The 14,332-nt window shown below is 40.2% G+C and carries 8 protein-coding genes and 1 tRNA gene; 5 read left to right on the top strand and 4 right to left on the bottom strand.

Features of this window, described 5'->3' with window-relative positions:
• Positions 1–19: 19 nt before the first annotated feature.
• Positions 20–973, bottom strand: a complete 954-nt coding sequence (locus H6A27_RS09435) for an NAD-dependent epimerase/dehydratase family protein (protein ID WP_204403937.1) — start codon at positions 971–973, stop codon at positions 20–22.
• Positions 974–1,167: 194 nt separating this feature from the next.
• On the opposite strand from H6A27_RS09435, the gene kbl reads away from it, so the two are divergent.
• Complete coding sequence (gene kbl, locus H6A27_RS09430; RefSeq protein WP_204508512.1) at positions 1,168–2,358, top strand: glycine C-acetyltransferase; 1,191 nt, start codon at positions 1,168–1,170, stop codon at positions 2,356–2,358.
• Between the two features lie 105 nt (positions 2,359–2,463).
• Here the strand turns inward: kbl and H6A27_RS09425 are convergent.
• Positions 2,464–2,535 (bottom strand) — tRNA-Arg (locus H6A27_RS09425).
• A gap of 190 nt (positions 2,536–2,725) precedes the next feature.
• Between H6A27_RS09425 and H6A27_RS09420 the strand changes: the two genes are divergently transcribed.
• Entirely contained in the window at positions 2,726–4,579 is a 1,854-nt protein-coding gene (locus tag H6A27_RS09420; RefSeq protein WP_204508511.1) for a 2-oxoacid:acceptor oxidoreductase subunit alpha, read from the top strand.
• A gap of 3 nt (positions 4,580–4,582) precedes the next feature.
• Positions 4,583–5,590 (top strand): 2-oxoacid:ferredoxin oxidoreductase subunit beta, encoded by a 1,008-nt coding sequence (locus H6A27_RS09415; RefSeq protein WP_204508510.1) that lies wholly within the window; start codon positions 4,583–4,585, stop codon positions 5,588–5,590.
• 96 nt (positions 5,591–5,686) lie between these two features.
• Here the strand turns inward: H6A27_RS09415 and H6A27_RS09410 are convergent, their stop codons facing one another.
• Positions 5,687–7,657 carry an alpha-L-arabinofuranosidase C-terminal domain-containing protein gene (locus tag H6A27_RS09410; RefSeq protein WP_204508509.1) on the bottom strand — a complete coding sequence of 657 codons (1,971 nt, stop codon included), beginning with the start codon at positions 7,655–7,657 and terminating at the stop codon, positions 5,687–5,689.
• 58 nt (positions 7,658–7,715) lie between these two features.
• Complete coding sequence (locus H6A27_RS09405; protein ID WP_204508508.1) at positions 7,716–8,696, bottom strand: glycoside hydrolase family 43 protein; 981 nt, start codon at positions 8,694–8,696, stop codon at positions 7,716–7,718.
• Positions 8,697–8,864: 168 nt separating this feature from the next.
• Here H6A27_RS09405 and H6A27_RS09400 point away from each other — a divergent pair, with 168 nt between their 5' ends.
• Together H6A27_RS09400 and H6A27_RS09395 are read left to right on the top strand one after the other, a co-directional pair.
• The gene (locus tag H6A27_RS09400) at positions 8,865–13,079 is read left to right on the top strand and encodes a hybrid sensor histidine kinase/response regulator transcription factor (RefSeq protein ID WP_204508507.1); all 4,215 of its coding nucleotides are present in this window, start codon (positions 8,865–8,867) and stop codon (positions 13,077–13,079) included.
• A gap of 144 nt (positions 13,080–13,223) precedes the next feature.
• Positions 13,224–14,222, top strand: coding sequence for an arabinan endo-1,5-alpha-L-arabinosidase (locus H6A27_RS09395; RefSeq protein ID WP_204508506.1), 999 nt, complete (start codon positions 13,224–13,226; stop codon positions 14,220–14,222).
• Positions 14,223–14,332: the final 110 nt, after the last annotated feature.

Here is a 14,332-nt window from a genome sequence, read left to right as displayed (position 1 = left end):
GCGGCCGGGATTTTTTTTACTACTTCCCGAACTTCTCCTTCAACTTGGCAAGCATGTCGCGTGTCATGGAGTCGAGATCATATTCCGGTTTCCAGCCCCATTCTTCCCGAGCGCAAGTATCATCAAGCGAATTAGGCCATGATTCCGCAATAACCTGTCTTAGAGGATCTACTTTATATTCCATCTTGAAGTCCGGCTCATATTCTTTTATCTTGTTATATATTATTTCCGGATCAAAGCTCATTGAAGCAATATTGAATGAGTTACGGTGAATGAACTTGCTTGGGTCCGCTTCCATGATTTCTATGGCGGCACGTAGAGCGTCAGGCATATACATCATATCCATGAATGTGCCTTTGGCTATAGGGCATTCAAATTTTTCTCCTTTGGCTGCTGAATAGTAGATATCTACAGCATAGTCGGTAGTGCCGCCTCCCGGTGGAGTTACGTATGATATCAGTCCGGGAAATCTTACAGAACGGGTATCTACACCAAATCTGATATAATAATAATCGCTTAGCAATTCGCCTGAAACTTTTGTTACACCATACATGGTTCTTGGGCTGCGGATTGTGTCCTGAGGTGTTTTATCTTTTGGTGTATTGTCACCAAACACGCCGATAGAACTTGGAGTAAATACTGCGCAATTCATAGTTCTTGCTACTTCCAGGACGTTGAAAAGTCCACCTATGCCGATTTTCCATGCAAGCTGAGGCTTAGCTTCTGCGACAGCAGAGAGTAGTGCCGCGAGATTATAGATAGTATCAATCTTGTACTTTGAGACTGTTTCCGCTATTTGTTGTTCATTAGTGATGTCAACTATTGTGCATGGTCCGGATTCTTTGATTGTTTCATTTGGTTCAGCACCCGGTATGTAGCCAGCCACGATGTTGCCGTTGTACATTCCTCGAAGTTTCATGGTAAGTTCTGAGCCTATCTGGCCGGTAGAACCGATAATAAGGATATTTTTCATAATTGCATTTAGTTTGGGTTAATCTTTATATGTTACAAAGATATTTATTGTTCAAATAAATATGAAAAAAATATGCGTAATAAATACTGAAATTCAAAAAAAAAATCGGAACTTTGGCATGATACTTATTATGTTATACCTTAATGATATATTCTCATTTAAAGTATTATTTATTAACCTCATAAAAAAATATTATGTACGGAAAATTTCAGAAATTTCTGGCAGATGAACTTGTAAACATTGAAACTGCCGGTTTATACAAGAACGAAAGAATTATCACTACTCCACAACGTGCCGATATTAAAGTGAATGCAGGCGAAGATGTTCTCAACTTTTGTGCCAATAACTATTTGGGACTATCGGACAATAAGCGTTTGATTGAAGCTGCAAAATCGGCTATGGACAGCCATGGTTATGGTATGTCTTCAGTACGTTTTATTTGTGGAACGCAGGATTTGCATAAACAGCTCGAAGCGGCTATATCAGATTATTTCAAGACAGAAGATACAATTCTTTATGCGGCATGTTTCGACGCTAACGGTGGACTGTTCGAACCTCTTTTGACCGAAGAAGATGCCATTATTTCGGATTCATTAAACCATGCGTCAATTATAGACGGCGTACGTTTGTGTAAAGCTAAACGATACAGATATGCCAATGCGGATATGGCCGATTTGGAGCGTTGTCTGCAAGAAGCTCAGGCTCAAAGGTTCCGTATCATAGCTACAGATGGTGTATTCTCAATGGATGGTAATGTCGCTCCGATGGATAAGATCTGTGACTTGGCGGAGAAATATGATGCTTTGGTTATGGTTGACGAATCACATTCAGCAGGAGTGGTAGGTCCTACAGGTCACGGTGTTGCCGAACAGTTTGGTGTGTATGGTAGAGTAGATATCTTTACCGGTACTCTTGGAAAAGCGTTCGGTGGCGCTATGGGTGGTTTCACTACAGGTAGAAAAGAAATAATAGATATGCTCCGTCAGCGTTCCCGTCCTTATCTGTTCTCAAATTCTGTAGCTCCTGCTATTATTGGAGCCAGCCTTGAGATGTTCAAGATGTTGAAGGAAAGTAACAGCCTTCATGACAAACTTATGGAAAATGTGACGTACTTCCGCGAGAAGATGCTTGCTGCTGGATTCGACATCAAACCAACTCAGAGTGCTATATGTGCGGTTATGCTTTATGATGCCAAACTGTCTCAGGATTTTGCGGCACGCATGCAGGAAGAGGGTATTTATGTAACAGGTTTCTATTATCCGGTTGTTCCTAAAGGTCAGGCACGTATCCGTGTACAGTTGTCTGCAGGTCATGAACGCTCTCACTTGGATAAAGCTGTTGCAGCCTTTATCAAGGTAGGTAAAGAACTTGGAGTTATAAAATAATACCGCATAAAAAAAGAAGCACATAGTAATGCATTTCGCAATGTATTATTGTGCTTCTTTTTATATGCATTTATAGAATGCATTCATTTATTGGACTTTCTTTTGTACCCCCGAGGGGAATCGAACCCCTATCTAAAGTTTAGGAAACTTCTATTCTATCCGTTGAACTACAAGGGCGGTTTTAGCTCATGCGTTTTTTAACGCTTTGCAAAAATACATCTTTTTGCTGATTATGCAATAATTTACATGTAAAAAAACTCAATGCCTTGCTTCTTGTAAAAAAATAGACGTATATTATTGTTTTTTTGAAAGAAGTTTCTCATTTTTGCAAACATTAATATTTTTGAAAATTATAAATAGTAACATTATGGCAGAAGAAATGACAGTCAAGGAGATTGATGAAGTGGTTGTACGCTTCTCAGGAGACTCTGGCGACGGTATGCAGTTGGCCGGAAATATGTTTTCCAATATATCAGCAACTGAAGGAAATGATATCAGTACATTCCCTGATTATCCGGCAGATATTCGAGCTCCGCAAGGTTCGCTTACAGGTGTTTCAGGCTTTCAGGTTCATATAGGTTCAGGAAAAGTATATACTCCGGGCGATAAGTGTGATGTACTTGTTGCAATGAACCCTGCAGCTCTTAAGACACAATATAAGTTTTGTAAACCACAGGCTGTGATAATAATAGACACAGATTCGTTCACGAAGCGTGATTTTGAAAAGGCACAGTTTCAGTTGGAAAATCCTTTCTCTGAATTGGGAATAAAGAATGAGGTTGTTGAGGCTTCAATAACTACAATGTGTAAGGAATGTCTTAAGGACAGCGGACTGGACAATAAATCCATCTTGCGTACTAAGAACATGTTCGCTCTTGGGTTGGTATGTTGGCTTTTTCAGCGTGATGTAAAAGTAGGTGAGAAAATCTTGCGTGAGAAGTTTGCCAAGAAACCCGAAATAGCTGAGGCAAACGTACAGGTATTGTATGCCGGTTACCAGTTTGGCGCAAATACACATGCTTCCGTTTCCATGAGCTACAGAGTGCCTTCGAAGAATCAGAAAGCTCACGGCCGCTATATGGATATCAATGGAAATAAGGCTACTTCATACGGACTTATAGCTGCTGCAGAGAAAGCGGGACTTCAGCTTTATCTTGGTTCTTATCCTATTACTCCGGCTACAGATATTCTTCACGAACTTGCAAAACACAAGTCACTTGGAGTTAAGACCGTTCAGTGTGAAGACGAAATCGCTGGTTGTGCATCGGCTGTAGGAGCTGCCTTTGCGGGAGCATTGGCTGTCACAACTACATCAGGACCTGGTATCTGTCTTAAGAGTGAGGCTATGAACCTTGCTGTGATAACAGAGTTGCCATTGGTTATTGTAGATGTTCAGCGTGGAGGTCCTTCTACTGGTTTGCCAACCAAATCTGAACAGACAGACCTTTTGCAGGCATTGTTCGGAAGAAACGGTGAGAGCCCGATGCCTGTCATTGCCGCATCATCGCCTACAGACTGTTTTGATGCCGCTTATACAGCTTGTAAGGTAGCTTTGGAACACATGACTCCTGTGATACTTCTTACTGATGCATATATTGCAAATGGTTCTGCAGCCTGGAAATTGCCTGACCTGAACGAATATCCGGATATAAATCCTCCATACGTAACCCCTGATATGGTTTCATACTGGACTCCGTTCCTGCGTAATTATGAGACTGGTGTCCGTTATTGGGCTAAGCCTGGAACAGAAGGATTTATGCATCGTATCGGTGGCCTTGAAAAGAGTAGCGAGACCGGAGCAATATCTACTGAGCCTGAGAATCATCATCTTATGACTAAGTTGCGCGCCGAGAAGGTTGCTAAAATTGCCGACACTCTTCCTTTGTTGGAGGTAGAAGGCGCTGAAGATGCCGATTTGTTGATTGTAGGTTTCGGTGGAACATACGGACATCTTCATTCTGCCATGGATACACTTAATGCCAATGGAAAGAAAGCTGCCCTTGCACACTTCCGTTTCATCAACCCTCTTCCTAAGAATACAGAAGAAGTTCTTCGCAAGTACAAGAAGATTGTTGTTGCTGAACAGAACATGGGACAGTTCGCAGGCTATCTGCGCATGAAGATAGAAGGATTGCATTTACATCAGTTTAACCAGGTTAAAGGTCAGCCGTTCGTAGTACAGGAATTGGTTGACGCTTTCACAAAAATAATGGAGGAATAATCTATGAGCGAAACTAAATATACAGCAGCCGATTATAAAGCAGGACAGCCTCGCTGGTGTCCGGGATGCGGCGACCATGCTTTTTTGAACTCATTCCATAAAGCATTGGCGGAGATAGGAACTGCCCCTAAGGATATTGCAGTTATATCTGGTATCGGATGTTCTTCACGTCTGCCTTACTATATGAACACATACGGTATGCACACTATTCACGGACGTGCCGCGGCAATTGCTACAGGAGTGAAAGTCGCTAATCCGGCACTCACTGTATGGCAGATCTCCGGCGATGGTGATGGTCTTGCCATCGGTGGTAATCATTTCATTCATGCAATCCGCCGTAATGTTGACATCAACATCATTCTTCTGAACAACCGTATCTATGGGTTGACAAAGGGACAATATTCTCCAACGTCTGAAAGAGGATTTGTCAGCAAGTCATCACCATACGGAACAGTGGAGGATCCTTTCCATCCTGCAGAGTTGTGTTTTGGCGCCCGTGGACGTTTCTTCGCACGTTGTGCGGCTGTTGACGGAAATCCGTCTGTAGAGGTTCTTAAAGCTGCAGAAAAGCACAAAGGAACATCTGTAATAGAAGTATTACAGAACTGTGTGATTTTTAACGACGGAACTCATAATTCAATAGCAAAGAAGGAAGACCGTGACCGTAACGCTATCTATCTGGAGCATGGAAAACCTATGTTATTCGGTCCAAACAAGGAGTTCGGACTGATGCAGGAAGGTTTCGGGCTTAAAGTAGTAAAATTAGGCGAAAATGGAATAACAGAAAAGGATATCCTCGTGCATGACGCTCATTGCATGGATAATACATTGCAGTTGAAGTTGGCTTTGATGGAAGGTCCTGATTTCCCTATAGCTTTGGGCGTAATCCGTGATGTTGAGGCTCCTACATACGAAAAGGCTGTGGAAGACCAGATAAAAGAAGTTTCCGAAAAGAAGAAATACCATAATTTCGCAGAGCTCCTTGCTACTAACGATACTTGGGAAATTTAATATGATTTAATCAGCAGAAAACGCTTTGTCGTTTTAAAAAAAACTCTTTGTCATTTCAATTGAAACGACAAAGAGTTTTTTTAATGACTAATCATATTAAATATTGAATTTATATATGGCGAAAGTCATACCGTTAATTGTTGTACTTATAGTATTGTTGTTAATTTCAATAGTCTTCTCTTCAGGTACAATTTTATATGGATTATCTAATGTGTTCTCTGCATCCAAATCTTCTGAATGGAATGTTGTGCATTTACCTTCTTTTAGGTTTGCAGACTTCTTTAGTCCTTTTAATTCGATGTTAAGCGACTGTGGATTCTCAGAAGTGTTTACAACCTTTATGATATAACATTTAGCATCCTTGTCCCATACAGCACTTGCAAACAGTCCGTTTTGTCCCTCCTGACCGCTAACGGCCTTTTTATTCATTGTCAAAGGAATAACGTTAGTACCTCTGTTATGTCCGTAAAGGCTCTGAACATACCAGCTGCATGTACGTACCGAACGGAGATTGTCGAACCAAATCAGGTCAGGACGCCACTGCCATCCTTCAACGTGTGCCAATAGAGGAGCGTAAGTAGCCATGTGTACGATGTCGGCATTGCGCTCTACGCCTGTCAGGAAAGCAGCTTCGAGAAGTGATGCGTGGAAGTGATTCCATTTTTTGCCGTCGCCGTGGCATGCGTATTCGCCTGCAAATACTTTCGGACCTTTACGGTCGTAGTTGTCATATCTGCTTCCTGAGTTAAGGAACCAGTCTTCAGGACGGTAGAAATGTTCGTCCACCAGATCAACTTTCAGCTTTTTCATTTCCGGCCACAGATATTCGAAGTCCTTACCTTCTGAGTTAGGACCTGACGAACCGATAATCTTCATTTCAGGATATGCCTTGCGGATTGCTTCAACGAATAATTTCAGACGTTCAGGATATTCAGGACCCCACTGTTCGTTACCTATTCCTATGAATTTGAGGTTGAATGGTTCCGGATGTCCCATTTCGGCACGGAGACCACCCCATTTAGTATTTGTTGCTCCATTGGCAAACTCTATTAGGTCGAGAGCATCCTGTATGTATGGCTGAAGGTCGCAAACCTTTACGTGTGCATCTTCAGTATTATTTTGGAACTGGCATGAAAGTCCGCAGCTAAGTACAGGCAATGGTTCTGCACCCATATCTTCTGCCAGCAGGAAGAGTTCATAGAATCCCATTCCGTATGTCTGGAAATAATCAGGGAAGAAACGGTGGGTGAAAGTATAGTGCCAGCGGTTCTCGTTCAATGGACGGTTCTCTACCGGACCTACAGAGTTTTTCCAGTTATATCTTGTAGCAAGATCAGTACCTTCCACGATACATCCACCTGGGAAACGGAATATTCCGGGTTTTGTATCGGCTAGAGCCTGTACGAGGTCTTTGCGCAATCCGTTCTCACGGCCTTTCCATGTGTCTGTTGGGAATAATGATACATGTTCCAGGTCAACAGTTCCTGCAGATGCAAGGAAGATACGCAAGTGTGCTTTGGCAAATGTTTCTTTCGGAGTAAGCTTTATTTCATATTTCTTCCAGTCCTTAGAGTTGATGTCCAGTGTCTGTGATGTTATTACCTGGCTTTCTCCCATTGAAGCATTATTGATAAGTTCCACAATGATCTTCTGGTTTTCACCTCTTGCCCATACACTGAATCGATAACTTTCGTTTGCCTTGATACCTATTCCGAAGAATCCTTCGTTTTCAATACCTGTGCGTTTGTGTGCATGTCCCGGGTCTCCCAATCTTACATAGTGAGGGTTCTTGTCGAACGGACCGTCGTCCAGCAATGTTACATTACCGAATACATCCCATCCCATAAAGTTCTGTGGAAACTCGAACGAACGGTTCTTTATAAGTTCTGCGTATAATCCTCCGTCAGCACCGTAGTTGATGTCTTCGAAGAAATGTCCGTACATTGTAGGCTGTATTTCAGCACCAATCTTGTTCGCCTGAACAACCATGTTGTTTACCTGCTGTGCGCTCATGCCCATACATGTTGTGAGGGCTAAGGCGCTGAGTAAAGTGAAGTGTTTTTTCATGGATAAAGTATTAATTATGTTTTATGATACAAAAATAGTTTTTTTTATTTATAATGCATTATTCATTGGTGATACCTTCACTGGTCATTTGTATTCTTTTTATTGTACCGTCGGCATTATAGTATAAACGGTCAATGCAGATAGAACGTCGGAAACTACCGCCGTTGGTGTTGATACCACCATTGTGATAAATGAAATATGATTTACCATTGAAGTCTATTATTGACTGGTGGTTTGTATTTGAGTTACCTGCCAGTTCGTTCAGTATTCCTTTATACTCCCATGGTCCGTTGATGCTTTTGCTCATGGCATAGCAAATCTTTTCCGGAAATTCAGAAGCGAACGAAAGATAATACCATTCACCGTGTTTGTGAATCCATGGAGCTTCAGTGAAGCGTGGAAGTTTTATAGGAATGATGGAACCGTCAAGCTCTGTCATGTTTTCTTTCAGTTTTGCATAATAGCACTGAGTGTTACCCCAGAACAGATATGCCTGCCCGTCATCATCAATATATACAGTAGGATCAATATCATCCCATGCTATTGGTGTATATTGGGTTGTCATATTATTAGTAATCAATGCGCTGCCCCTTGCATCCTTAAAAGGACCTGTAGGAGATTCAGCCACTGCCACACCGATTGATTTTCCTGGTATAGTAGCATGCTCAACAGTTACATACCAGTAGAATTTGCCGTTTCTCTCTATTACCTGGCTTGCCCAGGCATCACCTTTTGCCCATTTGAAATCTTTCGCTTTAAGAGTGTATGCATGTTCGGTAAATGTTTTCATGTCCTTGGTAGAGAAAATACACCATTCGTTCATCAGATAATATTGGTGTGGCTCAGGACATTCGTCGTGTCCGGCATAGATATATACTGTACCGTTGTGTACCAAAGCAGCTGGATCTCCCAGATATTTATGGGTAATTACAGGATTGCCTTTAGCTACGAATGTAGTGTCGTTATTTGCAGCAAATGATGTATGGCATAATATAACTGCAAGAAATACAATAATCTGGAAACTGATTTTATTTTTCATGTTGATTAGAAATTAATTTTTTGCAAATATATCTTTTCTGATAGTATTGTCAGGTGGACAAACAAACATGTTAGGTGGATAAATCTGCAATAGCATGAAAAACATTATTTGATATAGTGCAAAATAGTGAAATAGATTTTAACTTTGTGAGTAATTAAAACCTAAGTTATGGGAATAAAGCACATTCTATCGTATTCATTGATTTTTATAGGAACACTGTTGCTGTCTGCAAAAAATGCAGATACTACAGATATGGCAAATTATATAAATAGATATACTTTGTCAGGAATTACCATGCAGGATGGTTTACCTCATGTATTTGTGGATGATGTAGTGAAAGATAGTCGTGGATATTTGTGGCTATCCACTATGGGAGGAGGTGTCTCCCGATACGATGGATATGAATTTGTCAGCTTTAGCACTAATACCGAAGAGTACAAACTTAAATCGAATTTTATCAGCCACTTATGTGAAGACAGATTTGACAGGCTATGGGTTGCAGGTGATGATGGAATAGATTTGATTTCAATAAACAGCTTAAATGTGGTTACTCCCGATATTTCATCTTCAGTTGTCCCGTTTATGGATTCTCCGATAGCAGGAATGATTCTTTCCAGTTCTGGCAATTTATGGGTATGTAGCAATAACATATTATATAAAATGGTTTTTACAGATGATGGCGAGGTAAGCGATGTCATAAAAGTATCTTATGTAAGCACAAATGAACGTGGAGTTGCAATGTGCGAAATAGGTGGATATATCTGGTTTCAGAAAGACAATATGTTATGTCGTGTATCTGATGACGTTACTGGGTGGCAGGAGCCTAGTCCGGTGTCAGCTTCATTGGCATCATTATTTAATCAGTCGGTTTTTTGTATGTATGTTCTTAATAATGAGGTGTGGATAGGAACAAGTTTTGGATTGCTCAGATACAGTATATTAACTGATACTGTACGTCATTATATGTATAATCGTGATAATCCGTATTCTTTGTCGCAGAATTACATAACAGATATTACGTCTGCCGGAGATGGTACTCTTATTATAGGAACATTGATGGGACTGAATATCTATAATCCTGTATATGATAGTTTTCAGCACATTATAAATGATGATGAAGGTGGTTTCGGAAGTGGCTCGCAACTAAACTCGAACTTTGTCAATGTGCTTTATTATGACAAAGGTAATGACATGGTATGGGTTGGTACAGAAACAGGTGGTCTCACTAAGCTTTATGCTTCACGACTTTATGTTACCAACTATTTGCATCAGCAGAATCAGGCAGCCAGTTTATCAAGAAACCTCGTTAATTCTATTGTTGAAGATAGTGATGGAACTTTGTGGGTAGGAGTTGTTGAGGGAGGACTTAATTGTAAACCTAAAGGTAAAAATGGTTTTATTCATTTTACAACAGATATTCCTGCCGGACTGAGTCATAATACTGTAAGTTCATTGGTTCTGGATAGTGAGGAAAGACTTTATATTGGTACATGGGGAGGTGGAGTAGGATGGATAAATCGTAAAATTGGTACCGCAAAACAGTTTAAAAGAATAGATGGGATAGATGATTTATTCATTTCCACACTATGTTATGATTCAATAAACAACTTATTGTGGATTGGTTCCCAGCATGGGGTGTATGTTTACAATCCTAGGAACAACAGAGTGGACAGACTGTTCAGAGATACGGAAAAGGAGGTAAATATCAATGCGTTAGGAGCCTGCATAACAAAAGCCGGCGATTTGTGGCTGTCGTCTGTTTACGGACTGTTAAGGATAGATCTGAAAGCATATTTGAAAGGTGAGTTAAAGTACAGGAAATACACTGACGGAGTACATATGCCTGAAAGTGAACGTATAACCTGTGTACTTGAAGCTGATAATGGCGATTTGTGGATAGGAAGTAATGGGGCAGGAATATACCGTGCTGTAAACAATAATGACGATTATACCTTTTCTTCTTACACTGTAAGTGATGGACTTATAAGTAATAATGTACGTGGAATACAGGAAGATTGGTATGGTAATATATGGATTACTACGGTTAACGGATTGTCCAGGTATTACCCTAAGGATGATATGTTTGTAGGATATACATCGAACGATGGATTGCCTTCAGATATTTTTTATTGGAATGCAACTGCTGTGTCTGGTAATGGAGAGAAGATATATCTAGGTAGTTTGGGAGGACTTTCTGAAATACATCCTTTAATGGAGAAAGAAAGCCGTATGAAATTTCCCTTGGTAATAAACAGAATAAATGTATTTGGCAAAACTTGTAATCCGGAAGATGGTGTACTTGAATTGCATGAAAGGGATAAGTCGTTAACTATCGAGTTTGCAGCTTTGGATTATAATCCTTCTTCCCTGGCTGCATACTCTTATCGTTTGGTTGGTTTTGACGATAATTGGATAGATGCGAGAAGAGATAGACGTACGGTGACTTATACAAATCTCAAACCTGGTAAATATAATTTCCAGTTGAGATATACCCCCGACGGTAAAAACTGGATAGATGCCGGTAATGGACTTATAATAGAAGTTACACCTTATTTCTATAAGACTTCATGGTTTATTATTTCTGTATTATTGTTCATTATCCTGATTGGTTATAGGATTGTGGTATGGAGGTTCAATGAAATGAAAAGGCAACAGATTATACTGCACGATAAAGTGGAGGAAAGAACCAGAGAGCTTAAGGAACAGCAGAAGTTGCTTTCTGTTCAGACGGAAGAACTGTCAAAACAGAATGAACTGCTGAAAGAACAAAACCTGAAAATAACCGAACAGAAAAATAAAATATTGGAAATGTCGCGTAAGGTAGAGGAACTTACGATAGATAAACTGACTTTCTTTACAAACATAACACATGAATTCAGAACCCCGCTGACACTGATAGTCGGCCCTATAGAAAGAGCTTTGAAATTGAGTTATAACCCTCAGGTTATAGAACAGCTAAATCTGGTGGAGAAAAACAGCAAGTATCTCCTTTCACTTATAAATCAGCTTCTCGATTTCAGAAAGGTGGAAGATGGAAGAATGAAAATTATATGCCATCATGGTAATATCAGTACATTTTTAGACGATTTGCTTTCGCCTTTCGTGGCTTTTGCTGCCGATAGAGGTATTACACTAAGAATTTACAGGCGCATTGATAACCCGTACATGATGTACGACGAGGATATTATGCGTAAGGTGATAACTAATCTTATAAGCAATGCGATAAAGTTCACAGAAAAAGGTGGGCTGGTATCAGTTTATGCTGCCATAGTGAAAGACAATTCTGAGGAGAAACTGTATATGTGTGTAAGGGATACAGGAAGAGGAATCCCGGAGGATGATATAGAAAGAATATTCAACCGCTTCTATCAGGCCGATAACCAAGGACACGAATCAGTTAGTGGACAGAGTGGTACGGGTATAGGATTGTATCTGTGCAAGAAACTGATAACGTTGTTGGGCGGTAACGTAACGGCGATGAATAATCCTGTGGTAGGATCTTCCTTCAGGATATTATTGCCGGTAGAAAGGGGAGAAAATACAGAAACAGTCGATGAAGTATACGATGATGAACATGAAGATGTATCACTGTCACAGGAGAAAAACGGCAAACTTAATATTCTAATAGTAGAAGATAATAAGGATATGAGAGATTATATAAGGTCTATTCTTGCCGAATACTATAATGTGATAGAGGCGTCAAACGGTGAAGAGGCATTACAGGTACTGAAATCGACGAATGTGGATTTCGTTATCAGCGATTTAATGATGCCTGTTATGGATGGAATGGAATTGTCACATAGAATAAGAAGTGATTTTTCTATTTCACATATACCTATTCTTATGCTTACTGCTAAGACTTCTGATGAAGCCAGACTCGAAGGGTATAAGACCGGTGTTGATTCTTATCTCCTGAAACCTTTTGACGAGAATTTGTTGTTGGCACGTATCTCAAGTATTCTGGAGAACAGAAAACGCTTTCAGCAGAAGTTCTATTTAACCATGGATGTAGATTCATTAGGAATAGAGGAGGAATCCGGTGACAAGAAGTTTTTGGACAAGGCCATTAAAGTGGTTAAAGAGAATTATATGAATCCTAATTTTGATGTCGCGGATTTTGTGGATGCAATGGGTGTAAGTAAAAGTCTCTTGAATAAAAAAATGCAAAGTCTGACAGGACAGTCCACAAATCAGTTTGTGCGAAACTACAGGCTGAATCTTGCGCGTGAATTATTGATAAAGAATAGGGCGACACACAATATGAATATATCCGAGATAGCTTACGAGGTAGGGTTTAATGATCCGAAGTATTTTACGCGATGTTTTACAAAACATTTCAACGTCACTCCGAGCAGTATAATGGATGACAAGCAGGAGGATTAATGTGGAAATGTAATGAATAGCCATTTGTCCTCTTTTAAACATCGTTTGTCCACTACAAAAAATATCCTTTACTCTATATTTGCGTTGTTGGCTAATGACAGAATGCCAGACAGAGTAAAGGAAATACTAAACCTAAAATAAGAAATGAAAACACATTTATCGAAACTGTTTGTAGCTTTTTCAGCGGTAGTAGTCCCTGCTATTATGTATGGACAGGATTCCTCCGTTCCAGTAAAGGATGTAATGACGCATGATCCGGTAATGATAGTAGAAGATGGTAAATACTATCTCTTTTCTACCGGCAATGGAATATCTGTAATGTCGTCCAGGGATATGCTTGATTGGCAGTTTGAAAAGCCGGTCTTTGATAATCCTCCACAATGGGCAGTCGATATGATTGATGGTTATAAAGGTCATACATGGGCTCCCGATATAATTTATCACAACGGCTTATATCATCTGTTTTATTCTTGTTCCGCGTTTGGGAAAAATACATCAGCTATAGGACATGCAACCAACAAGACTTTGAATCCGGATAGTCCTGATTTCAAATGGGTTGACCACGGCCCTGTGATACAGTCTGTTCCTAATCGTGATGCATGGAATGCCATCGACCCCAATCTGATAATTGATGATAGAGGTATTCCATGGATGGCTTTCGGCTCGTTCTGGGATGGTATAAAGATGGTGCGTTTGTCCGATGACATGAACACTGTCTGCGAGCCTCAGGAATGGTATTCGCTTTCTCGCCGCAAAAATCCTATGGAAGCCAGTGGAGAGGAGGCTGGTGATAATGCTGTCGAGGCGCCATTTATCATAAAACACAATGATTTCTATTACCTTTTTGTATCATTCGATTATTGCTGTCGCGGATTGGACAGTGATTATAAAGTAGTTGTAGGACGTTCAAAAGAGGTCTGTGGACCATATCTCGACCGTAATGGTAAGCCTATGGAACATGGTGGAGGAACGTTGGTGATAGAAGGTAATGATGAATATGCCGGTATCGGACATTGCGCCGCATATAAGTTCGGAGACAAGTATTATTTTGTTTCGCATGCTTATTCTATAAAAGAAAACGGTACTCCGAAGTTGTTTTTACGTGAAATGAAGTGGACTCCTGACGGTTGGCCTGAAATATAATTTATTCCACCCATAATGTTCGTTTGTCCACCTTGATGATTATATGTATATATATCTTTGAGGTGGTTTTGATATACTTTTTATTTCTATACATGAGACACTGAAAATAT

It is taken from the genome of Bacteroides caecigallinarum (genome assembly GCF_016902295.1).
GTDB lineage: Bacteria > Bacteroidota > Bacteroidia > Bacteroidales > Bacteroidaceae > Phocaeicola > Phocaeicola caecigallinarum_A.
Note: the sequence above shows the minus strand (reverse complement) of the source record. Positions and strands in the feature narration are given on the sequence as shown.